At 34.4% G+C, this 23771-nt stretch carries 23 protein-coding genes; all 23 read left to right on the top strand.

Features of this window, described 5'->3' with window-relative positions; translation table 11 throughout:
• The first annotated feature begins 68 nt into the window (after window positions 1-68).
• The 23 genes from AAGA51_RS14390 to AAGA51_RS14280 all read left to right on the top strand — a co-directional run bounded on the left by AAGA51_RS14390 (window position 69) and on the right by AAGA51_RS14280 (window position 23374).
• Window positions 69-914: a glycosyltransferase family 2 protein gene (locus tag AAGA51_RS14390; RefSeq protein ID WP_342291498.1), complete on the top strand. Its 846-nt coding sequence runs from the start codon at window positions 69-71 to the stop codon at window positions 912-914.
• A gap of 114 nt (window positions 915-1028) precedes the next feature.
• Window positions 1029-1625, top strand: coding sequence for a class I SAM-dependent methyltransferase (locus tag AAGA51_RS14385; RefSeq protein ID WP_342291497.1), 597 nt, complete (start codon window positions 1029-1031; stop codon window positions 1623-1625).
• Complete coding sequence (locus AAGA51_RS14380; protein WP_042489846.1) at window positions 1622-2437, top strand: NAD-dependent epimerase/dehydratase family protein; 816 nt, start codon at window positions 1622-1624, stop codon at window positions 2435-2437. Before AAGA51_RS14385 ends, AAGA51_RS14380 begins: the two co-directional genes overlap by 4 nt.
• 150 nt (window positions 2438-2587) lie before the next feature.
• Window positions 2588-3064 carry a hypothetical protein gene (locus tag AAGA51_RS14375; protein WP_342291496.1) on the top strand — a complete coding sequence of 159 codons (477 nt, stop codon included), beginning with the start codon at window positions 2588-2590 and terminating at the stop codon, window positions 3062-3064.
• Window positions 3028-3420, top strand: a complete 393-nt coding sequence (locus tag AAGA51_RS14370; RefSeq protein WP_342291495.1) for a hypothetical protein — start codon at window positions 3028-3030, stop codon at window positions 3418-3420. Before AAGA51_RS14375 ends, AAGA51_RS14370 begins: the two co-directional genes overlap by 37 nt.
• Complete coding sequence (locus tag AAGA51_RS14365; protein WP_042489850.1) at window positions 3401-4099, top strand: metallophosphoesterase family protein; 699 nt, start codon at window positions 3401-3403, stop codon at window positions 4097-4099. Before AAGA51_RS14370 ends, AAGA51_RS14365 begins: the two co-directional genes overlap by 20 nt.
• A complete protein-coding gene (locus tag AAGA51_RS14360; protein WP_042489851.1) occupies window positions 4099-4470 on the top strand; it encodes a membrane protein in 372 nt (123 codons plus the stop codon). Before AAGA51_RS14365 ends, AAGA51_RS14360 begins: the two co-directional genes overlap by 1 nt.
• Window positions 4467-5270, top strand: a complete 804-nt coding sequence (locus AAGA51_RS14355) for a class I SAM-dependent methyltransferase (RefSeq protein ID WP_052404636.1) — start codon at window positions 4467-4469, stop codon at window positions 5268-5270. The genes AAGA51_RS14360 and AAGA51_RS14355 overlap by 4 nt, the downstream gene beginning before the upstream one ends.
• Window positions 5267-6400, top strand: coding sequence for a dTDP-4-amino-4,6-dideoxygalactose transaminase (rffA, locus tag AAGA51_RS14350; protein WP_042489853.1), 1134 nt, complete (start codon window positions 5267-5269; stop codon window positions 6398-6400). The genes AAGA51_RS14355 and rffA overlap by 4 nt, the downstream gene beginning before the upstream one ends.
• Window positions 6393-8057 carry a DUF6044 family protein gene (locus AAGA51_RS14345; protein ID WP_042489855.1) on the top strand — a complete coding sequence of 555 codons (1665 nt, stop codon included), beginning with the start codon at window positions 6393-6395 and terminating at the stop codon, window positions 8055-8057. Before rffA ends, AAGA51_RS14345 begins: the two co-directional genes overlap by 8 nt.
• 8 nt (window positions 8058-8065) lie before the next feature.
• Entirely contained in the window at window positions 8066-9676 is a 1611-nt protein-coding gene (locus AAGA51_RS14340) for a cytidylyltransferase domain-containing protein (RefSeq protein ID WP_042489857.1), read from the top strand.
• A gap of 8 nt (window positions 9677-9684) precedes the next feature.
• Window positions 9685-10722 carry an N-acetylneuraminate synthase family protein gene (locus tag AAGA51_RS14335; protein ID WP_042489859.1) on the top strand — a complete coding sequence of 346 codons (1038 nt, stop codon included), beginning with the start codon at window positions 9685-9687 and terminating at the stop codon, window positions 10720-10722.
• A gap of 70 nt (window positions 10723-10792) precedes the next feature.
• Window positions 10793-11944: a polysaccharide pyruvyl transferase family protein gene (locus AAGA51_RS14330; protein ID WP_042489861.1), complete on the top strand. Its 1152-nt coding sequence runs from the start codon at window positions 10793-10795 to the stop codon at window positions 11942-11944.
• 364 nt (window positions 11945-12308) lie between these two features.
• Entirely contained in the window at window positions 12309-13934 is a 1626-nt protein-coding gene (locus AAGA51_RS14325; RefSeq protein WP_042489863.1) for a hypothetical protein, read from the top strand.
• A 1-nt stretch (window position 13935) separates the two neighbouring features.
• Complete coding sequence (locus tag AAGA51_RS14320) at window positions 13936-15183, top strand: lipopolysaccharide biosynthesis protein (RefSeq protein ID WP_042489864.1); 1248 nt, start codon at window positions 13936-13938, stop codon at window positions 15181-15183.
• A 237-nt stretch (window positions 15184-15420) separates the two neighbouring features.
• Window positions 15421-16719 carry a hypothetical protein gene (locus tag AAGA51_RS14315; RefSeq protein ID WP_042489866.1) on the top strand — a complete coding sequence of 433 codons (1299 nt, stop codon included), beginning with the start codon at window positions 15421-15423 and terminating at the stop codon, window positions 16717-16719.
• Between the two features lie 271 nt (window positions 16720-16990).
• Window positions 16991-17851 carry a glycosyltransferase family 2 protein gene (locus AAGA51_RS14310; protein WP_042489868.1) on the top strand — a complete coding sequence of 287 codons (861 nt, stop codon included), beginning with the start codon at window positions 16991-16993 and terminating at the stop codon, window positions 17849-17851.
• Window positions 17848-18924 carry a glycosyltransferase gene (locus tag AAGA51_RS14305; RefSeq protein WP_042489870.1) on the top strand — a complete coding sequence of 359 codons (1077 nt, stop codon included), beginning with the start codon at window positions 17848-17850 and terminating at the stop codon, window positions 18922-18924. The genes AAGA51_RS14310 and AAGA51_RS14305 overlap by 4 nt, the downstream gene beginning before the upstream one ends.
• 8 nt (window positions 18925-18932) lie before the next feature.
• On the top strand, window positions 18933-19400 hold the full coding sequence (locus AAGA51_RS14300; RefSeq protein ID WP_052404637.1) for a hypothetical protein: 468 nt from the start codon (window positions 18933-18935) through the stop codon (window positions 19398-19400).
• Window position 19401: 1 nt separating this feature from the next.
• Window positions 19402-19854, top strand: coding sequence for a PssE/Cps14G family polysaccharide biosynthesis glycosyltransferase (gene pssE, locus AAGA51_RS14295; RefSeq protein ID WP_052404638.1), 453 nt, complete (start codon window positions 19402-19404; stop codon window positions 19852-19854).
• Window positions 19851-20798 carry a UDP-glucose 4-epimerase family protein gene (locus tag AAGA51_RS14290; protein WP_042489872.1) on the top strand — a complete coding sequence of 316 codons (948 nt, stop codon included), beginning with the start codon at window positions 19851-19853 and terminating at the stop codon, window positions 20796-20798. The genes pssE and AAGA51_RS14290 overlap by 4 nt, the downstream gene beginning before the upstream one ends.
• Window positions 20799-20808: 10 nt before the next feature.
• Window positions 20809-21357 carry a sugar transferase gene (locus tag AAGA51_RS14285; RefSeq protein ID WP_042489875.1) on the top strand — a complete coding sequence of 183 codons (549 nt, stop codon included), beginning with the start codon at window positions 20809-20811 and terminating at the stop codon, window positions 21355-21357.
• A gap of 82 nt (window positions 21358-21439) precedes the next feature.
• The gene (locus tag AAGA51_RS14280) at window positions 21440-23374 is read left to right on the top strand and encodes a polysaccharide biosynthesis protein (protein WP_042489877.1); all 1935 of its coding nucleotides are present in this window, start codon (window positions 21440-21442) and stop codon (window positions 23372-23374) included.
• Window positions 23375-23771: the final 397 nt, after the last annotated feature.

The raw sequence follows: 23771 nt of genomic DNA, 5'->3' as shown, positions 1-23771 counted from the left end.
ATATATAAATCTGAATCGTTTATTGATGAGTTTTACGAAAGGATTTGTGATCCATTAAAAAAGTAAACATGGATGAATCCTGTGAAATTATTTTCGTTAATGATGGCTCTCCCGATAATTCTATCGTTAAATTAATTAATCTTAGTGAGAAAGATTCAAGAGTAAAAATAATAGATCTTTCTAGGAATTTTGGACATCATTCTGCAATAATCGCGGGTTTAGAAAACAGCATAGGTCAACATGTATACTTAACGGATGTTGATTTAGAAGAACCGCCAGAAAAATTAATTGATTTTTATGAATGTATTACCAATAAAAAAAATAAAAATAGCATAGATGTCATTTACGGCATTCAGTCTTCGAGAAATAATTCTGGCTTAGCAAAATATGGCGGAAAGTTTTTCTATAATTTTTTCAAATATATGTCAAATGTGAGTATTGATGATAATGTAATGACCATGAGGATTATGACTCGTAGATATGTTGATGCATTATTATTACACAAAGAAAAAGAATTATATCTTGCTGGACTTTTCTCTATAACAGGCTTTAAGCAAAAAGCGATAACAGTTGAAAAATTTTCCAGAAGAGAGACATCATACACAGTTACAAAAAGAGTGAATCTCTTTATTCAAGCAATTGTTTCATTTAGTTCTGTACCATTAGTTATTTTCTTCTATTTAGGTGGAACAATTTCTTTTTTGACATTCTTATATTCATTTTTTTTGGTAATAAGAGTATTACTTAGTAGTTACGTTCTTGAAGGTTGGACATCATTAATTGTATCAATATGGTTCTTATCCGGAATTATTTTAATGGCTATAGGAGTGATTGGTATATATCTGTCAAAAATATTTAATGAAGTGAAAAATCGGCCTGTATATATAGTGAGAAAAATATATGAAAGAAAATAATCTAGATACACATGTATCTGCATACAATAAATCATTTAAGTATGAATTAGATAATAAACTAATGCTAAATTGGTATGCGAAACGAGTAATAAGTAAACTTGGAAAGGGAATTTATTGGAGCTAGGGGTTGGACATGGTTATAGTAGTAGGAAGTTTTCAGAAGTATTGGGTGATTATACTATTCTTGAAGGTTCGCCGGCAGTTATAGAACAGTTTTACAATTCAAACACAGATCTTAATCACGTTAAAATAATTGAAACATATTTTGAAGATTTTCATACCGATGATAAATTTGACAATATTGTTATGGGGTTTGTTCTTGAGCATGTAAATAACCCTAAGGATATATTGGAAAAATATAAAAACATGCTTAGTAAAACGGGGCGGCTATTTGTATCGGTACCAAATGCCACTTCCCTTCATAGACAGTTAGCTAATATAGCTGGTATATTGCCCGATATGCTAAGATTATCAGATGCTGATATTGAATTAGGGCACTTGAGATATTTCACTCCGGAATCATTAAAATCATTAGTAGAATCATGTGGGTATGAAGTTTTATCTATTGAAGGACTTTTCTTGAAGCCTTTTACAACTTCACAGCTCTTATCGCTAGAATTAGATGATGCAATATTTGAAGCACTAATGGAAAAAGGGATTGAGTATCCAGAATTATCTACGGGATTATTGTTAGAAGCAAAAATTAGATGAAAATTTGTATCGTTGGCAGTTCAGGGCTTGTTGGTAAAGCACTAGAGCATGCTCTGTCGGGTATTAAAGATTATAAGGTATATAGTTTAACTCGAAAAGATTGTGATGTTACTAATCTAAACATACCAGAGTTAGTTAATCAACTTGGTTCAGTTGATTGTATTATTAATTGTGCAGCTCAGTTAAATAGTAATGATGAAGAACAATTATTTAGTGTTAATACAATAGGTGCTTTAAATGTTGCAAAACTGGCGTATTCTCTAGGTGCTAAGCTTGTTCACATATCATCACTATCCTGTGAACTGTCAGATGAAAATGAGTATTTCAACAAATATGCTATTTCTAAATTAGCTGGTGAGTTACTGGTTAAGGATTTTTGTGAAGAAATCGGTCTTAAGTATCATATTGTTCGATGTAGTCAAATATATGATATGGAATGGAAAGCATATAAAAGTCAGCCATTTTTATATAATATTATTAAACAGACTAAGAATAATAATACTATAACACTATTCGGTTCAAGAGATGTTGTTCGAAATTATGTTTCGATTGATTTGGTTACTCAAGGAATTATAGCTATAATCTGTAAAGATACAAATTCTGTATATAAATATATATTAGGCGAAACATTACGTGTGAGCAATTTGATTGACGTTGTAGCCAAAGTTAGAAATAAAAATATTAAAATCCACTGGAATGAAAAAGAAAAGTCGCTAAAATCTATATATGTTCCAGTTAATGTAGACAATGTTATTTCTAAATGGAACGTAGATATTGCTAGAGATATAAAAGAGATTATCAATAATGAATAGTAAAAATATACTCGTCACAGGAGTTGGTGCAATTATAGGATATGGAATTGTTAAATCTTTAAAGGCTTCGAATGTAAAAAATATTAATATAATCGGTATGGATGTATTCAATGATGCGGTTGGGAGGCACTGGTGCGATTCGTTTGTTAAATGTGTTTATGCTATGCTAATTCTCCTGAGTATCCAAGTTTTATAGAAAATATTATAGAAGATAAAAAAATTGATCTAATTATTCCAGGAATTGAACAAGACGTAGATGCTTTGCATTTGATGATATTAAGAGGAGAGCTATCAGAAAAACTGGTTGCTATCAATTCATCTGGTGCTTTGAAGGTTTTTAGAAATAAGTTAAGGACAAGTGAAATTCAAGAAGAATTAGGGCTTGATTTCATCGAATATATTGATTCTGCTTCCGCTAAGTCATCACAAGACGTGATAGATAAATGTGGAATACCTTGTATTTATAAGCCATATACTTCTTATGCTGGAAAGGGGCTTGTTTTATTGGATAATAAGAATAAAATCAGTGAATTATTAGAAGAAAAAAAGGGATATTTCAAAGATATATTAATTCTGATAAAGAATTTACGGTGTCTATATTTGGGGTGGGGGATGGCAACTATTTAAATCCTATAGCTTTTGAACGAAAATTAGGGCCTGACGGAGCGACTCATAAAGCAAAAGTGACTGACTATCTTCCCTTTAAAGAAGTTATTGATAGCTTAGTGAAGTATACGAAGCCTGTAGGGCCAACTAATTTTCAGTTTATTTTGGATCTAGATAAACTTAAGTATTTATTACTAGAAGTTAATCCTAGAATATCATCTTCGACATCCATACGCCAAAAGTTTGGAGTTAACGAATCACAAATGTGCTTAGAGTATTATTTGTTCTCTCGCATTCCTGTTGTTCAATCAATGAAATATGGTTATGCGGAAAGGTATATTGATGAGGTAGTAACTTATGATAGCGATAATATCTGATATCCATGGTAACTTACCCGCCCTGAAGGCTGTGCTGGAAAGTATAAAAAAATATGATGTGGAAAAAATAATTTCTTTGGGTGATGTGTCTGGATATTATCCATTTGTTGACGATTGTATAATGATACTTAAGGAAAATAACGTAATAAATTTGATGGGCAATCATGACTTTTATTTGGTATCAGGACTTGGTTGTCCTAGGTCAAAGAGTGTAAATGAGTTAAGCTCGCTATTTGTCAATAAAATATCTCAAGAAGCATTGATATATTTATCTAATAGCCCTTTATTTTATAAGCAAAATAATATAATAATGACCCATGCTGGTTTTAATAATCCTATAGATGAATATTTATATAAATTATCACAATCTTATTTTGAAAAATTTGACTATAAGTTTTTTTTCTCAGGACATACTCACGTACAACATGTCGAGTATTTTGATAATGGGCAGATATATTGTAACCCAGGCTCTGTTGGTCAACCTAGAGATGGTAAGCCAACGGCATCTTATGCTTTATTTTGTCAAAATACTAACCAAATTGAACTGAATAGGGTGTCATACGATCCAAGTTCTATTATAAATAGGTTATCAGCTTTCGGTTTTGGAGAATATTATCACAATAACTTATTAGAAGGGGCAAGGATTGGTGGTAAGATTGATCGAATAGAGAAACAATAATGCAAGGATATATATACTTATTAGCTACAGTCGCTTTCACAGTTTACGGACAAATAATTATTAAATGGCGAATGAACCAAGTTGAATTACCTAGTTATTGGTTTGATAAGTTAAAAATGTTGTTTACTTTAGTTTTTGACCCTTTTGTGTTAACTGGATTTTTGGCAGCATTTCTATCTGCATTAGCTTGGATGGCAGCGATGACGAAGTTTGAAGTTAGTTTTGCGTATCCTATAGTTATCAGCGGGTTGGTTATATTTACCACGTTATTAGCAATTTTTTTTCTTGGTGAGTCTTTTTCGGTAATGAAAATGTTGGCACTTTCATTGATAGTATTTGGTGTCAGTTTATTGATTTTGGAGGCTAGGTGAAAAGTCATAAAATAGTGAATGATATCGTTGTGTTTCATGATGATATTGTAGATATGCATGAAGATTACGATTCTGATAATTTAGACAAACTATATCAATTTGAGCAAAAACATTTTTGGTTTCTAGCTCGTAGGCAATTTATTTTTAAGATGATGTCTAAAATTATTGATAAAAATAGTAAAGTTATAGAAATTGGAGCCGGTACAGGTAGTGTCTCTCGATATTTAATCGAAAATGGATATAAAAATATATCGGTAGGAGAGATGCATCGGTCTGGACTTGAGTATGCTAAGAGTTACGGAATAGAGAAATGCTATCAGTTTGATTTACTACGTTCACCTTTTAGCAATGAATTTGATGCAGTATGTATGTTCGATGTACTTGAGCATATTGAAGATAGTAACCGTGCTTTGAAGAACGTGAGGCAAATGCTGTCGGTTGGAGGCTATGTTATTTTGACTCTTCCTGCACATGAATGGCTTTGGTGCAATGACGATAAAGTTGCGGGGCATAAAAGGCGTTATAATAAAAGTCTTATTGAAAATGAATTACTCCGAAATGGCTTTGAAGTTATTCAGAATGAGTATTTTTTTACTACTATTACCCCGTTGTTGTTACTGAGAAAATTTTTAGACCCAGATAACGAACATGATAAAGGGACGACTACAAATAAATCACTTCACATTAGTTCTTTTATAAATACTATTCTTTATAAACTTTGCATTTTCGAAAATTGGTTGCATTACCTGAAGCCTAACTGGTTTGGTGGCAGCTTATTTGTTATTGGAAAGAAAAAATGATCCCCTTTACTAAACCAACAGTTACTGGTCAAGAGCAAGCCTATATTACACAGGCTATCAATGGTAGTCACTTATCTGGAGACGGTCCTTTTACTAAAAAATGCCATCAGTGGTTTGAAGAAAAACTAGGATGTCAGAAAGCTTTATTAACTCCTAGCTGTACAGCTGCATTGGAAATGGCCGCGATATTAATAGATATACAGCCTGGTGATGAAGTGATCATGCCTAGCTATACATTTGTTTCTACAGCAAATGCTTTTGTTCTCAGGGGAGCAACTATCGTATTTGTAGATATTCATCCAGATACAATGAATATAGATGAAACTCTTATAGAAGCAGCGATTACCTCAAAAACTAAAGCTATAGTTCCTGTCCATTATGCTGGCGTCGCATGTCAAATGGATACAATAATGGATATTGCAGAGCGACATGGACTATTTGTTATTGAGGACGCAGCGCAAGCGATGATGTCGACCTTTGAAGGCAGACCCCTAGGGACTATAGGTCACATTGGGACGTATAGCTTTCATGCAACCAAGAATTATACTTCAGGTGGTGAGGGTGGCTTGCTTATTATAAATGATGAGCAGTTTTCAGTAAGAGCTGAATTTATTCGAGATAAGGGGACGAACAGAAAACAGTTTTTTAGAGGGAGTGTGGATAAGTACACTTGGGTTGATATCGGAAGTAGCTTTTTACCTTCCGAGTTACAAGGTGCATATTTATACTCTCAGTTAGAATTAGCTGAGGATATTAACATTAGAAGGCGAGACTTATGGAATAAGTATTACTCACTGATTAAATCATCGCCGTTAAGTACTTTTGTTGGTTTACCTGAAGTTCCAAAGTACTGCGTTCATAATGCACACATGTTTCAGATTAAATTGTCAAGTGAAACAGAACGCTCAAAATTAATTAAATATCTAAAAAATTTTGAAATAGAATCTGCGTTTCATTATATCCCCTTACATTCTTCAAACTTTGGAAAACAAAAGACAAAGTTTGTCGGAGCAGATATTTACACTACCAGTGAATCTGAAAAGCTATTGCGATTACCTATGTATGATTCGTTAACACATTCAGAAGTTTCATCGGTTGTGAAAGCCATTGAAGGGTTCTTTAATGTCTGAAAAAAGAATTAACTCTTTGATTAATATTTTTGTTCTTATTACTGTCGTTATCTTTTATTTTTTTCAGGTTTATAAAGGTGATAACTCTATAATAACAATTCACGATAACTTGGATTCTACCCATGTTTATTTCAAAGTTCTTAAAGACAGTGGTTGTATATATCAAAGTTGCCATTTGAGCTCTTTTCTTGGGGTTGATAGAGACACCTTCATGTCTGAGTATAGTTTAGTAACTCAGATCTATGCGCATTTTGATATGATTAATGCCTATTATTTGATACTTGCACTTAAAGTGGCAATATCTTTGGCTGGAGTCTATCTGCTTCTTAGAACTAAATATATAGCCTTAGATCATGCACCAGCGATTCTGCTTGGCTTAGTTTATTCAATATTACCCGGTTTTCCTTCTGGTTATTTATCCCAAGCATGGATACCACTTTTTTTATATGTTTTGGTTAGATACATAACGACAGAGTTTACCAATAGACAGAAAGTTTTTTGTTGGATTTTTTTCTTAATAACCCCTTCTATACTGCTACTTTTCTTACATGGGGTGTATGTTCTTGCATCACTCTATATAGTTCTGATAGTCCTATCTTTCTATGATATTGAAAAGGCGAAAAAGCTATTTATAGTCTTATTTTTTATCACGATTTCTTATTTTTTCTTTGAATATAGAATATTTATGCTACAAATTTTTTCTGATTATGAATCTATTAGAAGCGAGTTTGTACGCACACCTAAAGAGCTATTCTCGAGTCTAAAGATAAACATATTACAAGGGCACTATCATTGGGAAACATATCCTGTTTATTTTTACTTTGCTATCTTCGTTAGTTTTATTATTAACTTTTTTAAATTAAAAGATTATGGGGAAATTAAATTTTATATTGCTCCAATTATTTTTTCATTGGGTTATATCTTTCTCGTATTGATTATCTCATCTATTGCTAAAACTGAGTGGTTTTATTCTGCTACAGAATCGTTTCCGCTACTTAATATGGTTAACTGGTCTAGGTTTATATTGATGTATGGGGTTGGACTATTGTTTGTCCTCTCTTTTTCATTAAAGAATATTGATAGTGTTAAATCTTCATTTATAGTGGTGTGTTTACTAGTTTTTAGTTTGTTTACTCCTTCCACCTACAATGATTTTTTACGTAACACGCTTAACTCTGAATACGTAAAGTATAGTGAATTCTACGGTTTGAATGTCTTTGAACAATTGAAGTCTGACTTGGGATATACAGATGAACTAGCAATAGCTGTGGGTTTTCATCCAGGCATTTTAACTTTCAACAATATTAATACGTTAGATGGCTATTTCACCTATGCACCACTAAATTACAAACATCAGTTTAGGAAAATTATAGCCCCTCAACTCGAAGTAAATGAGAGTCATCGTCAATACTTTGACCATTGGGGTGGAAGGATGTATGTATTTGAAGATTCGGATAATTACAGAAAGACTAATACGCCTTTTAGTTGTGAACCTGTGGAGCTAAGAGTAGATAAAGAAGCGTTAATTTCTCTTAAAGTAGAGTACATATTTAGTGTTTGTCGAATCATCAACACCTCAGAGCTTGGCTTGGCTAAGATTGCAAATGTCCCTTGGGAACCATACAATAAGCTCTATATCTACTCTATAGCGCAATAGTAAAGCCAATGAAAACAATAGCTATAATTCCAGCTAGAGCTGGGTCAAAAGGGATACCAAACAAGAACATTCGTCTTCTTAATGAAAAGCCGCTAATTTATTATGCTATTAGAAATGCAATAGATTGTGAGTTGATTGATGAAGTTATTGTTTCTACCAACTCTAAAGAGGTGGAGATAATTGCACAGCAAATGGGCGCGAAGGTTCATTGGCGTGATGATCAACTATGTGGCGATGAGGTAACTCTAGATGGCGTTATCTATGACGCGGCTACTAAGCATTATACGGATGAAACTGATATTGTAGTGACAATGCAGCCAACATCACCGACTTTACGGAAACTAACTCTAGAGTCAGCTTTGAGGAACTTTAAAGATAAAGGACTCGATACTCTAATATCTTGTGTCAATAAGCCACATCTAGCATGGCGTCAAAATGATTCTGGCGGTAAATACCCTGATTATGAGAAGCGTCTTAATAGACAATATTTGCCACCGTATTACATAGAGACGGGGGCTTTTTTAATCACAAAAAGGACTTTCGTTAGGCCTTCGTCAAGACTGGGTCAAAATATCGAAGTCTTCGAAGTAAGTGAAGATGAATCTATTGATATAGATACCTATTCTGACTTCAAGGTTGCTGAACACGTTCTATCAAACCAGAAGGTGGCATTTTATGTAAATGGAAACACAAAGCGTGGTCTTGGACATGTTTACAGGTGCCTTGAGCTTGCTGATGAGTTCTGTGTTAGTCCAGATATTTATTATGATACCAACCAAACAACAAGAGAGATTTTTGGCGAAAGTACACATAACTTTGTCGGTGTAAATGGTATTGGAGAGTTGTTTCAGATATTGTCGAGCAAGAAGTATGATTTTTTTATAAATGATATTTTGAATACAACCATTGATTATATGATTGCGCTAAAGTCGTGTAACCCTGCAAAAAAAATTATCAACTTTGAAGATGATGGCGAAGGAGTATTAAAGGCTGACTTGGTTATTAACGCATTATATCAAAACCCTACAGTGCCTCAAATGAAAGCTGGTGAAGATTTCTATATTTGTGGTAAAACGTTTCTGTTCTATGAACCAATTGAAATACATAATAACGTACAGAGAGTGTTTATTTCATTTGGTGGTGCAGATCCTCAAAATTATACTGATAGAATCTTGGATATAATAAATAGTTCAGAATATAAGAATTACAATTTTACTGTAGTTATAGGTCGAGCTAAGGAAAACGTTGAATCCCTCCTAAAGTATAATTCCTATAAAAATATTGATGTGCTCTATGATGTTCGTAATATGCCTCAGCTAATGTCGAAATGTGATATTGCTATTACTTCTAGGGGGAGAACAGGATATGAGTTGGCACTATTAGGTGTGCCAACAATAGCAATGGCTCAAAATTCCAGAGAAGAGAAGCATGGCTTTGTAAGTCAAGAAAATGGTTTTAATTATTTGGGGCTAAACCCGAATGATAGCGTTATAAAAGCTAATTTAGATTTATATTTATCGCTTGGAAAAAGTGATAGGCAGGAAATTCAAGAAAAACTATTAGAACATGATCTTCGAAATGGAAGAAAGCGTGTTCTTGGATTAATTAACAGTTTATAGAGGATAGCATGGATAAACCTTATCTTATTGCTGAAATTGGTGTTAACTTTTTTGATACTGCGAAATCATTAAATATCACTCCGATGGAAGCTGCAAAGCTTTATGTAAAGGAAGCAAAAGCAAATGGTGCAGATGCTGTTAAATTCCAGTCTTATAAAGCTGATACGATTGTATCAAAGAACTCTCCTGCTTACTGGGATTTATCGAAAGAGTCAACTCCAACTCAACATGGCTTGTTTAAAAAGCATGACAGCTTTAACAAAGAAGATTACCAAGAGTTATGCGATTACAGTCGTGAGATTGGGATAGACTTCATGTCGACTCCATTTGACTATGCATCAGCCGATTATCTTAATGATATGATTGATATCTATAAGATATCTTCATCTGACTTATCAAATACACCTTTTATCAAGTATATCGCTGAAAAAGGCAAGCCAATTTATCTATCAACGGGGGCTGCTTACATATCAGAAATTGAAAAAGCAGTGAGGGTAATATTAGAAGCAGGTTGTACGGAGCTATGTGTTATGCACTGTGTTCTTTCTTACCCGACTAAAAATATAGATGCAAACTTGGGAATGATTAAACATTTAAAAGCCATCTTCCCGGAATTAAAAATTGGATATAGTGATCATACTCTACCTGATCCATCTATGGCAATATTGACTGCTTCTTATATGCTTGGCGCTACGGTAATTGAAAAGCATTTTACTTTGGACAAATCACTGCCTGGCAACGATCATTATCATTCTATGGATTGTAATGATCTTAAGCGGGCAAGTGAAAATTTTGAACTTATAAGACAGGTATATGGTGCCGAAATTAAGTCCGTACTGCCGTGCGAAATGGTTCCTAGACGAGAAGCTCGCAGATCTCTTGTTTTAGCTAGCGATTTAAAAAAAGGCGAGAAAATTACTACTCAACATTTGGTGACCAAAAGACCAGGAACAGGTATTAGTCCTGACGATATTGGGATAGTTGTAGGAAGAGCCGTAAAACAAGACTTGCAGGAAGATACTGTTCTTACTTGGGATATGGTTTAGTTAATGATAGATATTAGAATTCAAACTACGAAACCAGCAAAGTACTTGCTGGTTTTTAGGTTAACTTAAGATGAAAAAAAAAGCATACTACGTAATATTGACTGGTTCTAAAAATAACGCTGGTGATTTTCTTATAAAGTATAGAGCGAAAGCTCTTTTGGGTAAACTTAGACCAGATCGAGACATTATTGATCTCGATGGCTGGAAGCCATTTGATGAAGCTACTCTAGAATTAGTTAATGGGGCTGAAGCATTATTATTGATGGGGGGACCTGCATTACAAAAAAATATGTATCCAGAAATTTATCCTTTAGTTGATGACTTATCTAAAATCACAACAAAAATTTCCCTGATGGGAGTTGGATGGAAATCTCTATCGGGTAACTGGAATGACACTAAAAACTACCCATTATCTGAACATACACTATCTTTGCTGGATAGAATAGCTGACGATGGATTAACTAGCAGCGTTAGGGATTATCATACTCTGAATGTGTTGAGTAGTTACGGATATCATAATGTAATTATGACAGGCTGCCCTGCTAGTTATGTTGAGGAGAGTTTTACAGAACCAGTAGTTCTTCCAGAAAAAATTAACAATGTTTCTTTTTCTCTTGGTGTATCTTTTTTAACTTCTAAAAAGATGGATCTACAAATGAAAGAAACAATTTTGAAGCTAAAAGAATATTTCCGAAAATCAAAAAAATTCGAAGTAATATTCCATCATTCAACAGAGGCCAGTTTTCTAGAAACACATAATGCAACTAAAAGGCATTTGTCTGGGCACTTAGCATTCATTAATTGGCTAAAGGATAATGATATATCTTATAAAGACATAGCAGGATCGGCCGAAAATTTAATAGGTCATTACTCTGATTGTGATATTCATATTGGGTATCGAGTTCATGCCCACATATTTATGACGAGTGTTTCTAAGTTATCAGTATTAATTACAGAGGATGGTAGAGGAAAAGCACTTAAGGATGTATTTGGTGGTATTATTGTCAATGGATTCGAGCTGGTTAAAACAAGCCTTTATAGTAAGATTTTAAACAAGCTAAATCTAAGTTCTTCATTTGTAGTAAATGACGACATGCCTAATGAGATATTAAGGACACTTGATTATGAACTCAAAAACTCTTTACCAAGGTTAGGGCTAACAAGAAGTGCGATCAATAGTAACTATAGATTGATGAAAAAATTTGTCTTATTATTACCTTGAAACCTAGATGTGGTTAAAACTAGTTGTTTTACTATTTTCGCTAGCGAACGAGATTTAATATAGTTTAATATTTTTATTCCGAGATCATGAAATATGAATTACAGATTACGTTGATTTGAGCGATAATTGTTCCGGTTGGAATTTTCTAGACACTACAGTTGCTAAAGAATAATTGCTTATAGATGAAAACTTAATACTTTATAAATTAAAAAGGTTTAAGTTCTATACTCATTTGTTTATAAGCTAGCTTTAGATATGAAATTTTACTGTTCTCGTATTCAGGATAAAAAATGGCAGGATTTTTAAACGGTTACAAGTTTCGGAGTCATATTGTATTTTGATTCAAATGAAATAAAGGATAAAAATGTTTTATATTACAAATGATAAAAGTAAGTGTGAATTAATTGAAAATAGCTGGAAAAATTTATATGGAAGCTCCCTCTGTTTCAATCTTAAACATGCAAACATCATTGTCTCTTCGGGCTACACTAAGCAGGTGTTAAAAAAGGTTACAGATAACGGATATATTTTTGGCTTTGGGACATTCTTTAGTAAATCTGGTTTTGGAGAATCTGTTCTAAATGAAATTTCAAGTTTAGATGAACTTAAAAAGATACAGTCAAATGGCTTATATGGTCACTATACTTTTATTATTGAAGAGAAAGATAGTATATCGGTGGTTACAGATAAGATTGGGATGCTTAATGTTTACTATGTTCCAGAATCAAGTTATTTTCATATCTCAGATGATATAGTTCAACTTTCCATTTCTTCAGGGAATACTAGCTTTTCAGAAGCAGGAGTTAAACAGTTCTTAAATAGAGAGTCTACTGTAGGTGGAATTACAGTATTTAGCAAAATAAAAAGATTGGGTTTAGGTAATAAACTTTCAATAACAAGTGGGAGTGTATCAGAGGAGAATTTTTATAATTACGATTGTGAGAAGCTAACCGAATCAGAGTATATTGAAAGAGTAAGTAGCTACTTTAAGCTAATAAATAAATTTGAGGGCAAGATCACTTCAGACTTGTCGGCTGGTTATGACACAAGATTAGTTGTATCTTGTTCACATCACTGTATAAAAGACTTTTGTGCGAATACTAATCCTAACCAGTTTGATGGTGGAATAGATGTTTCTGTTTCTAAAACTATATCGAAAAAACTGGGGATAGGTTTAGATATAATTCATAATACACCAATAAAGAATCTTAATATTGGCTGGTTACTACATGCAACTAATATTGGAAGAAATATTTTCAGGTCAAAGCAATTCCAGCAAAGGTTAAGAAATAAGTACAATAAAATTGATTTAGTAATCGGGGGTTATGGTGGAGAGGTTATTCGTGCAAATTACAACCAAAGTAGTCTGGAAGAATATTATCAGCTGAAGAAAATAGATCGACTATTCAATACAGAAACGTATGAAAAACTCGTAATCTCTGAGATCAGTAAGTATCCCAAAATAAATAGTAACAACCAACATACAAATTTAATTTACACAATCGACAAAATGAGGATATGGGGTGGGGTAAATGTATCGCTATCGTCAATTTATGGTGGTGTTCTACACCCTTTTATGGATTGGCATTTAGTAAATCCAATACTTATGATGGATGATAAAAAATTAAAAGGTGGCACTTTCCAAGATAAGTTGATTATTCACTTTGCCCCATGTCTAGAAGGTATCCCTATTAATTCACTATCAGCAGTCAATTCCTATTTTAGTGTTGTAAAGGTTGTTGTTGCATCTAAATTAAAACGGCTAATATTTGTTAATAATATATTATCGTTCATTAGATATAGAACTAATAAGAAGAAGTTGAAAAAACTATATGAAATTAACTCAAGAGATAGTTTAAGTGTAGCGTTACTTGACCGGCTTAAAATCGATTTAACGTTACTTGAATCTAAATATGAACTAACTATGATCGACAGGTTATATACTATCAATGCGCTAAATAATTATTTGAAATCCCATATAGAAAATTAGTATGAATATAAAGAAACAAGTGATGTCGTATGCAGGGGTTAACATCATAAATGCTTCTATTCCATTTATGTTATTACCTATATTGACAACCTTTTTATCTCCTTCTGATTATGGAGTTTTATCGCTAATTCAAGTTTTGGTAGCAATCTCCTTGCCCTTAGTAATGCTTAATTCTGGCGGGTTGGTAAAAATTGAATTTAGTAAGCTTTCACATTTTGAACTTCAGAGCCTAGTTAGCTCTATAATATATATCCCAATATTTTCACTAATCCTTCTAGAACTATTATTTTATTTATTCAGTGAATATATATCATTAAAATTTCCTATACCTAATGATTTCTTATTTATAATACCAGTACTTGTCTTCGTACAAGCCATTCCAACTATAGTTATGAGTATCTTCCAGGCTAAGAAACAGCCTCTTAATTATGGAAAATATAAAATATCTCTGACAATACTAAACCTTTCTTTATCTATTATATTGATTGTTACGTTCAGTTTATCATGGCAAGGAAGATTATATGGAATATTATTATCATATTTTATTTTCTCAATAATTGCGTTAGTATTATTGATTAAGCTTGACTTACTACGCTTTTACTTCGATTTTGACATTTTTAAGAAAGCACTGATGTTTGGTGTTCCTTTTATACCCCATGCTATAGCGAGTGTTTTATTATCTATGTCTGGTAGAATATTTTTAGCTAGTCATCTCGGAACGGATGCCGTAGGTATATATAGTGTCGCATTTCAAGTTTCAAGTGCAACTCTGATTGTTTTTACCTCCATTAATCAAGCATTGTCCCCTATTTTATACGAAAAGCTTAATAATAATCCTTCAATGGAAAATAAGATTGAAATAGTGAAGCTTACTTATAAAACAATGTTGGCTATGTTTGTTTTTTATCTGTCTTTTATATCATTATCTCCTCATTTTTTAGTTTTTATTATTAACGAAAAATTCATGGAAGCTAAAGAACTTCTTCCCTTGATATCTACGGCATTTTTACTTCAAGGGTTTTATTTTATGATAGTTAACTACATTATTTATACTAAGAAGACATATATCCTCTCCTTATTAACAACATTTTGTTCAATTGTTTCTTTGATTCTTAGTTATTATCTGATTGACAGGTTTGGTTTATTTGGTTCAGCTTATTCTCTTATTACGACATGGCTAGTTTTTCTTGTTATTGCTTGGTATGTATCTAATAAAATATATCCAATGCCTTGGGGATTGAAATCATAAAAGGAATTATATGACTACAAGATAAATCATTACTAAAGACGTCAAGCGCGAAGAAAGAGTTTGACTAGAGGAGCTTGTTATAATAACGAATGGAGCGCAATTTTGGAAGGTGCTACTTTTCAGGTTGGATCGGAGTGTGGTTATATAAAATGCCTCATAGTGTTCTATTCCGGTACAAGAACTTTATAAAATGGATACAGTTCATTATGAAAGACTTAAACGCGAAGGTAAGTTTCATTGAGTAGAAAACTATATACTATCAAGGAAATTTGTGAATTCATCTGGCATATTGAAGAGAAATATGGATTGTTGGATTTTCAGATTAGCGGAGTAAATATATGGCAGTGTAATCGGATGAAGATATATTATATGCTTTCGATACAATCCGGTGCATTGCAAGAACCTCATTGTCATATAAATGATGTTGGAATATTGAAGAAGCTTTATTGGTTATTGAAAACAGTTTTTAGTCATAACTACTTTACTCTTTCGAAAAGTGATGTTGTCGTTTTTTCTCACCCTAGAGTTACTTCAGTAGATGGTGAATGTATTGATATCTACACTAAATTTTTTATTGATGACCTATTGAAAGATGGAGTAAAACTAACAGAGTTAGAATCTCCTAATTATGGTTTTCATAAAAAGAGAAAATATAAGTTTTCTCATCATAATGATTGGATTAGTCTATTTTCAAACCTCTATGCAAAAACCATTAATGTAAAAATGAGCGATGAAGAAAAAGAGAAATTATCCTTAGTGGAAGAAGAGTTCTCTGTTTTTTTTGGTTATAAAATAAATTTGACATCTCTTTTCGCTGGTACTTTAAAAGATTTTATTGCAAAAGACACTATCTACAGAATAGTATTTAAAAAAATTAAAGCTAAGACTCTTTATATCGTAGTTTCTTATTTTAATGCTCCCGTAATTAGTGCTGCCCGAGGTTGTGATATGGAAGTCATAGAGTTACAGCACGGTACTTTTAGCCAATATCACTTAGGCTATAGTTTTCCAAAAAGGAAAAAGCGTTTAGATTATTTTCCCGATAAGATGTATGTTTGGAATCAATATTGGAAAGAGTTGATAGAAATGCCTATACCTGATTCTAACATGGTAATTGATAAATTTAGATTTTTGGAACACGAAAAGTCCAGGGTTAGACACTTAGAAAAAATCGAAAATCAAATTGTTGTTATATCTCAAGGCGCTATTGGTGAAGAGATAGCCAATCACTTTTTGACTAATATACACCTATTTGATAATGCTGATATTTTTTATAAGTTACATCCGGGCGAATTTGATAGTTACATTAGTTATCCATCTCTTAAGATCTTGTCCGCTCTTGAAAATGTAACAATAATCAAAGATGAAATTCCTTTATATGAATTGTTTGCTTCTTCCGAATATCAGGTTGGTGTTTTCTCGACTGCCTTGTATGAAGGTGTTGAATTTGGATGTAAAACAATTTTGTTGAATATTAACGGAATTGAATATATGGATAGGTTCATTGAGCTGAATGATAGCGTTGAAGTTATATAGTCGAGGTGATAACAGACGTACTAAACTTTTTGAACATATACTCGCAACTCCGTAAACCGATGTATGAGAGAGTTTGATTTATTTTGTCCTGCATGGTTATAACGTTGTTTGTTCATGGTTATCACGGGGACTTTGAGATTAGAAGTGTGTCTTTGTTACTAGATTTCTTTGATTATATGAGACGCCTTTCCGTCAGGAGGCTTTTTGTTGTTACTAGTATTTGCTATCTTTAGCATCCGGTTTAGTCCACCTTTATAAGTAGAGTTGTTGAATGTTAGTTACAGTTGTAATTCCTGTATATAATAGGGCTCATGTAATCAAGCGCACGCTTGATAGCGTAGCTAGTCAAACATATAAAAATATTGAAGTGATTGTAGTTGACGATTGCTCTGACGACAGCGTAGCACTTAAAACTCTAATTGATGGATATGATTTGGACATTCAATATATCCGCCACGAGACCAATAGGCATGGTGGAGCATCAAGAAATACCGGAATCGATGCGTCAAGCGGCGAATTCATTGCATTTTTGGATTCCGATGACATTTGGGTACCTGAAAAGATCGAGACCTGTATTAGTAGATACATTGAAGAAAAAGAGGTGCTTTACTCAAAAGTAAATGATAGGGGGAGCGCTAAACCATTATATGCTTTCAACAATAACAATAATGTGGACGAATATTTGCTCGTAGAGAATCAAGCAATGCAGACTTCCTCACTTTTTATGCGTGCTAGCTTTGCGAAGAAAGTAAGATTTGACTCTAGTCTAGAAAGGTTCCAAGACACTGATTTCATCATCCGTGCTCAAAAGCTACACTATGCTAAATTTACTTTTGTTGAGGCAGTACTAGTAGATGTGACAAATGAGGATAAGGGAAGGAGGATATCATCATCGGTAGATCCCGTACCTGCGGAAGTTTGGCTAAATAAGATTCGTGCTTTGATGACGGCAAAATCCATTGCGGTGTTTACGTTCAACCGTATTATTAATTACTCTTCAAATTCGTTTCCTCGCACTCACCTTTTTCGTCTTTTCATTACTGGTCAGTGTTACAAATATCCTCTTGAGCTAGACTTTAAAGTTTTTCTGAAGTGCATTTTGGGCTCTTATCAACGTAAGTTTAGACGATGAAATTGAAAATTGTATCAAACCTTTATCCCTCAAAATATAAACCCTTTAAAGGGACATTTGTTAGGAATGTGCTGGAAGGGTTTAAGGGGAAAGGTTGTAATGTATCTCTGATCTCTTTACATGAACTTACATCTAATAAGTTCATTAGAACTTTAGCTTATATACAGTTCTTTATGCGATCTTTTATTTCGGGCATTAGGGCCGTTGAGGGGGATGTACATTACGTTCATTATACATCACATTCTTCCCTTGGTCTGATTTTGGCTTCTTTCTTCAAGTCCAAGAAAAAGCTTATAGTGGTATCAAATGTTCATGGAAGTGATGTTCTCCCCATTGACAATAATGTTTTATCTAAATGCAAGGTTATTCTTTCAAAGAAAATATTGGATATTTCGACACTAATTGTCTCTCCGTCTGACTATTTTAAAAACTTCTTATCTGAAAATTATGGCGTGGCGAACGAAAAGGTCGTCGTTAGCCCATCCGGAGGGGTTGATTGTTCGGTTTTCCATGTTTTGCCTAGTGTACAAAAAAAATATACTTTTGGGTATGTAGGGAGAATTGAAAAAGAGAAAGGTATATTCGACTTGATTGAAGCATTCCGCTTGTTTCAGTGTATTGATGAAACCTCAAAGCTTCTTATAGTTGGTAGCGGCAGTTGCGAAGTAAAGCTGAAGGAAATGGTTAGAACTATGACAGGTGTGACCTTAATACAAGGCACGAGTCAAATGCAGTTAGCTGAAATTTATAATTCAATTGATTTTCTAGTATTTCCTTCTCGAGTCCCTGAAAGTCTAGGTTTAATACCTATAGAAGCAATGATGTGTGGTATACCAGTTTTGTCCACAACAGCAGGAGCCACGGAAGAGTATATTATATCAGATATGCGTAAATTTTTTTTCGAACCGGGTAATGTTAACGACCTTTTGGAAGCTCTAAACAAAACTAGGAAGGTTTCAAGTGAGGATTATTTGAAACTTAGTCGACTAGCGCTAGATGTAGCAAGTAATTACTCTTCGGTCAAAGTGATAGACGACCTTTACCATGTTTTCGAACGTTACTTTGATAAATGAGAATATAAATGAAAAATATTGCTATCGTATTTGGTTGTGGTGGTCATAGAGAGCAGGCGAATAGGTTTTATAAGACTTTTTCTTATGACGAGGATATAATGTTTCATGGTATAACTGATGAGGGAGATTCTCCGGCTTGGTGCGGAAAATTTTTGGCTTTGGGGCCATTTAGAGATAAGTACTCTGGAGAAACCGTATCATTTATTAAATTTTTGTTGAACACCTATTGCGCGTATAAATTTCTTCGAAAAAACAAGGTGTCTACATTGGTTTCTTTTGGTCCTGGGGTTGCAATTTTTGCTGGAGTGGCAGCTAAAATTGCAGGCTGCTCTATTATCCATTTTGAAACTTGGTCAAAGTTTTATTCACCGACAATAACAACACGGGTTATGAGGTATCTTACAAAAAACATCTTTATTCAAAATATCGAATTGAAAGATTCAATACCTTACGGGAAGTACGTGGGCAGGTTTTAGTATGAATATATTAGTTACCGTCGGTACAACCGCCTTTGATGATTTAATCAAAGCTGTTGATGAACGCTTCAAAAATGACGAAAATATAAAAATCCTTGCTCAGATTTCATCGAGCCATAAATATACACCAAGAAACTTCGATTCATTTGAATTTAGTGATAGTTTCCAAACTTATATAGACTGCGCAGATTTGATCGTTACTCATGCAGGTGCTGGTTCAGTTTATTCGATGCTTGAACAAGGAAAGCGGTTAGTTGTCGTGCCTAACTTGATGCGTGCTGATAATCATCAGATTGAGCTGGCGAAGTACGTTCAAAATAATAATTTTGCAATCTCGTGCTTTGATTTAAGTGAAATCGAGTGTTGTATAAATAAAGCGAAAGATATGGAATATACTCCGTATGAATGTGAGCGGTTTTTCGGTCACAATACTATCCTGGAGTTGCTGAAATGAATGTTCTTGTTACAGGGGCATCTGGCTTTATTGGAACAGAGTTACTTGCGAGACTAGATTTATCTACAACGAAGGTGCTAGGTCGGCGAAAACCCTGCAACTTCCCTAGCTCGCAATATTACGAACAAGCAATAGATAGTACCGCTGATTACTCCGAAGCTTTGAGAGGTGTTGACACAATTGTTCATCTCGCTGCTCGAGTCCACATTATGAATGACAGCTCTTTTGACCCTATTGAAGAATATCGCAAAGTCAATACTTATGGAACTATCAATCTAGCAATGCAGGCTGCTAGGTGCGGCGTTAAGAGGTTCGTGTTTGTAAGTTCTGTTAAAGTTAATGGTGATTCTACAATGCTTGGTCGGCCTTTTTTTCATAATGATGAAATGTCACCTAAAGATTGCTACGGGCAATCTAAAGCAGAAGCTGAATCAAAGTTGTTGAAATTGTCACAAGATACCGAGCTAGAAATAGTCATAATACGACCTACTCTCGTATATGGTCCTGGAGTAAAGGCCAATTTTTCATCCTTGATGTCCCTAGTTCGAAAAGGCTTTCCTCTACCATTTGGTAGCATAACTAAGAATAAGAGGAGTTTAGTATCTGTTACTAACTTAGTTGACCTAATAGTAGTATGCTTAGAGCACAAAAACGCTGTGAACCAAGTTTTCTTGGTTTCTGACGACTATGATCTTTCTACATCTGAAATAGTGAGAGAGATGGCCATTGCCCTTGGTAAGCCAGCTTGGCAATTGCCTATGCCTCCGCATTGTTACTGGATTGTAGGTAAACTTTTCAATAGATCTGATGTTGTAGATAGACTCATAGGCTCTTTGCAAGTAGACATAACACACACGAAAAAGACCCTCGGTTGGTTTCCACCACAAAGCCTTAAAGATGGCTTTAAACAAACCGCAGATACTTTTCAGAAATCTAGAAAATAAATAGGGAACCATGATTCGTCTAATAGATTTTCTCGCAGCCTTTTTGGGTTTGCTTTTTTTATGGCCAATATTCATTTTAGTGATATTGATAGGTCTTTTTGATACCGGGGCGCCCATTTTTATTCAAGAGCGAGTAGGGCTTAAGAAAAAGCCATTTAAACTTATCAAGTTTCGAACTATGTCATTAGATACAGAATCTGTGGCAAGCCATCTCGCTAGCTCTGCTTCTATTACTCAATTTGGCTCTTTTTTGCGTAAGACTAAGATAGATGAGTTGCCACAACTGATTAATGTTGTGAAGGGAGATATGAGTTTAGTTGGTCCTCGGCCAAATTTGTTTAGTCAAAAAGACCTAATTGCTGAACGAGATGCATTAGGCGTGTATGAGGTTCTCCCCGGTATTACTGGGTTGGCTCAAATTCAAAATATTGATATGTCTACACCAACTTTACTCGCCATAACTGATAAAAAGATGATTGATTCGTTAACCCTTAAAGATTATTTTAAATACATTGTTATAACATTAACTGGTAGAGGGGCAGGTGACGCAGTTAAGTAGTACGTTTAACATTATTAGTTTTCAGAGTAATTTTCTTTTACGCCTTATGTAATATAAGGTATTTCTAATTTATGTAGATAGTATGGCTAAGTTTAATAATCTCTGGAAGATATCCCGCTTCAATAAGCGTCTGATTAGCGTTGTTATTGATACCATTTTTATCGTTGCATCATTTTATGCTGCGTACTGGGCTCGAGTCGGTCATATAGCGTCTCTTGAAAATGTCCTGAACCAATATGTGTTGCTTGGGACGTTGATTATCACCATTGTCACTTTCACACGTTTGGGTTTATATAGGGCTATTCTGCGCTATCTTACATTCCACGCTTTGGCTGTGGTTAGTATCGGTACTATTATTTCAGCAGTTTCCATTTCAGTTTTAGCATTCTACTTTGGTGCACCAGTACCACGCTCAGTACCTATTATTTACGGTTCATTTTTATGCTTGCTATGTGGTGGCTCACGTTTAATTGTCAGGGTTTTGGTTTCTCAAACTAACAGTAAAGGAATGAAAAATGTACTGATTTACGGAGCTGGATCGGCTGGCAGGCAACTCGCATTAGCGCTCCGGTCTTCTGATACACATAAGGTTATAGGTTTTATTGACGAAGATAAAACGCTCTACAATACCATTATTATGGGCCTCAAAGTTAAAAGTATTAGTAGAGCTGAATTTCTAATTGAGAAGCACTCCGTGCGTCAAATCTTACTTGCTGTACCAAGTGCTTCAAGGGCTCGTCGAAAAGAGATTCTAGATTCTCTAGTACACCTTTCAGCAGAAGTTTTAACTGTTCCTGATATGAAAGATATTGTTGAAGGAAAAGCCAAAATTGATGAGTTAAAAGATGTTCAAATAGAAGATTTACTTGGTAGAGATTCTGTTGCTCCTCAGCAAGCTCTGATTGAAGCAAATATCAAAGACAAAGTCGTTATGGTCACTGGAGCGGGGGGGTCTATTGGTTCTGAACTATGTCGTCAAATTATTAGACAAAAGCCTAAAGTTTTAATCCTTTTTGAGTTATCTGAACCTAGCCTATACCAAATCGATAGTGAACTTGCAACTCTGATAGAGAATGAAGCCCTCAATGTAGAAATTGTTCCTTTGCTAGGTTCGGTTCAGAGAATAAATCGTCTTGCTACTACAATGAAGAGTTTCGCTGTCCAGACTGTATATCATGCTGCTGCGTATAAACATGTTCCCTTGGTTGAATACAATGTTGTGGAAGGGGTTAGAAATAACGTGTTTGGTACCTACTACTCAGCTAAAGCAGCGATAGAAGCTAAAGTTGAGTCTTTCGTTCTTATTTCTACGGATAAAGCCGTTCGACCTACCAATGTAATGGGAACCACCAAGCGCATGGCAGAGCTAGCTCTACAAGCATTGGCTGAGCAAGAGAATGCAAAAGAGCGTGGTACTCGTTTTTGTATGGTTCGGTTTGGGAATGTTCTTGGATCTTCCGGCTCAGTAATTCCATTGTTTAAGAAACAAATCGCGAGTGGTGGACCAGTTACGGTGACTCATCCTGATATAATCCGTTATTTTATGACGATCCCAGAAGCTGCACAGTTAGTTATACAAGCCGGTGCAATGGGCAAAGGTGGGGATGTGTTTGTTCTTGATATGGGGGAGCCAGTAAGAATTACAGATTTGGCGGTCAATTTAATTCATCTTTCGGGCTTGGATGTAAAAGATGAAAGTAACCCTTATGGAGATATAGCCATTGAGTTTTCAGGTCTTCGTCCTGGAGAGAAGCTCTTCGAAGAGTTACTTATTGGCGACAATGTCGGTGAAACTGCTCACTCGCAAATTATGACGGCAAATGAAATTTTCCTTCCTTTAGAGCAGTATGTTAAGCTTTTAGAAGAATTAGATAAAGCATGCCATAACTTTGATCATGATAAGATACGTAAGTTGTTACTTGAAGCGCCTGCAGATTTTAATCCTACCGATGGTATCGGCGATCTAGTTTGGCAGCAGCTTCATAAAAATGATAGCTATCCAGATATAGTTCATTAGAGTGAGCTAAAGTAGACGTAATATGACCGTTATCCATTTTTGACTCGGTGCCTGTCAGGTTAATCTGAGCTAGATTTTTAGCCCAGATTGACTTCTCATCTTGAATTGTTCCCCTTAATCTAGTCCAGTCTACACACTAGTAATGTTTATCCAATCAAGGATATGATGAATATGAAAAAGTAATTCAATGAATAACAAATCATTGCCATTTTAAAAGATGCGGAAGCTGCTATCCCCAAGCGGGAGCTTTGCCAAAAGCATGAGATCTTGGCTGCAACGTTTTACACATGACAAAATGGAAGCTGAAGCTCTGAAAATTACTATTAGCCAAAAGTTATGATCGTTGATGACAAGCACAAGGTTATTGAAGTCATTAAGTAATATACTCTCAGAGCCT

The organism is Vibrio diazotrophicus, assembly GCF_038452265.1.
GTDB lineage: Bacteria > Pseudomonadota > Gammaproteobacteria > Enterobacterales > Vibrionaceae > Vibrio > Vibrio diazotrophicus.
This window is presented reverse-complemented; position numbering and strand designations above follow the sequence as displayed.

What these genes read in the sequence shown, in the direction of transcription:
- AAGA51_RS14390 (WP_342291498.1), top strand. Translation starts at nt 69, where the DNA reads ATGGATGAATCCTGTGAAATTATTTTCGTTAATGATGGCTCTCCCGAT.
- AAGA51_RS14380 (WP_042489846.1), top strand. Translation starts at nt 1,622, where the DNA reads ATGAAAATTTGTATCGTTGGCAGTTCAGGGCTTGTTGGTAAAGCACTA.
- AAGA51_RS14375 (WP_342291496.1), top strand. Translation starts at nt 2,588, where the DNA reads ATGTGTTTATGCTATGCTAATTCTCCTGAGTATCCAAGTTTTATAGAA.
- AAGA51_RS14365 (WP_042489850.1), top strand. Translation starts at nt 3,401, where the DNA reads ATGATAGCGATAATATCTGATATCCATGGTAACTTACCCGCCCTGAAG.
- AAGA51_RS14360 (WP_042489851.1), top strand. Translation starts at nt 4,099, where the DNA reads ATGCAAGGATATATATACTTATTAGCTACAGTCGCTTTCACAGTTTAC.
- rffA (WP_042489853.1), top strand. Translation starts at nt 5,267, where the DNA reads ATGATCCCCTTTACTAAACCAACAGTTACTGGTCAAGAGCAAGCCTAT.
- AAGA51_RS14345 (WP_042489855.1), top strand. Translation starts at nt 6,393, where the DNA reads ATGTCTGAAAAAAGAATTAACTCTTTGATTAATATTTTTGTTCTTATT.
- AAGA51_RS14340 (WP_042489857.1), top strand. Translation starts at nt 8,066, where the DNA reads ATGAAAACAATAGCTATAATTCCAGCTAGAGCTGGGTCAAAAGGGATA.
- AAGA51_RS14335 (WP_042489859.1), top strand. Translation starts at nt 9,685, where the DNA reads ATGGATAAACCTTATCTTATTGCTGAAATTGGTGTTAACTTTTTTGAT.
- AAGA51_RS14330 (WP_042489861.1), top strand. Translation starts at nt 10,793, where the DNA reads ATGAAAAAAAAAGCATACTACGTAATATTGACTGGTTCTAAAAATAAC.
- AAGA51_RS14325 (WP_042489863.1), top strand. Translation starts at nt 12,309, where the DNA reads ATGTTTTATATTACAAATGATAAAAGTAAGTGTGAATTAATTGAAAAT.
- AAGA51_RS14320 (WP_042489864.1), top strand. Translation starts at nt 13,936, where the DNA reads ATGAATATAAAGAAACAAGTGATGTCGTATGCAGGGGTTAACATCATA.
- AAGA51_RS14310 (WP_042489868.1), top strand. Translation starts at nt 16,991, where the DNA reads ATGTTAGTTACAGTTGTAATTCCTGTATATAATAGGGCTCATGTAATC.
- AAGA51_RS14305 (WP_042489870.1), top strand. Translation starts at nt 17,848, where the DNA reads ATGAAATTGAAAATTGTATCAAACCTTTATCCCTCAAAATATAAACCC.
- AAGA51_RS14300 (WP_052404637.1), top strand. Translation starts at nt 18,933, where the DNA reads ATGAAAAATATTGCTATCGTATTTGGTTGTGGTGGTCATAGAGAGCAG.
- pssE (WP_052404638.1), top strand. Translation starts at nt 19,402, where the DNA reads ATGAATATATTAGTTACCGTCGGTACAACCGCCTTTGATGATTTAATC.
- AAGA51_RS14290 (WP_042489872.1), top strand. Translation starts at nt 19,851, where the DNA reads ATGAATGTTCTTGTTACAGGGGCATCTGGCTTTATTGGAACAGAGTTA.
- AAGA51_RS14285 (WP_042489875.1), top strand. Translation starts at nt 20,809, where the DNA reads ATGATTCGTCTAATAGATTTTCTCGCAGCCTTTTTGGGTTTGCTTTTT.
- AAGA51_RS14280 (WP_042489877.1), top strand. Translation starts at nt 21,440, where the DNA reads ATGGCTAAGTTTAATAATCTCTGGAAGATATCCCGCTTCAATAAGCGT.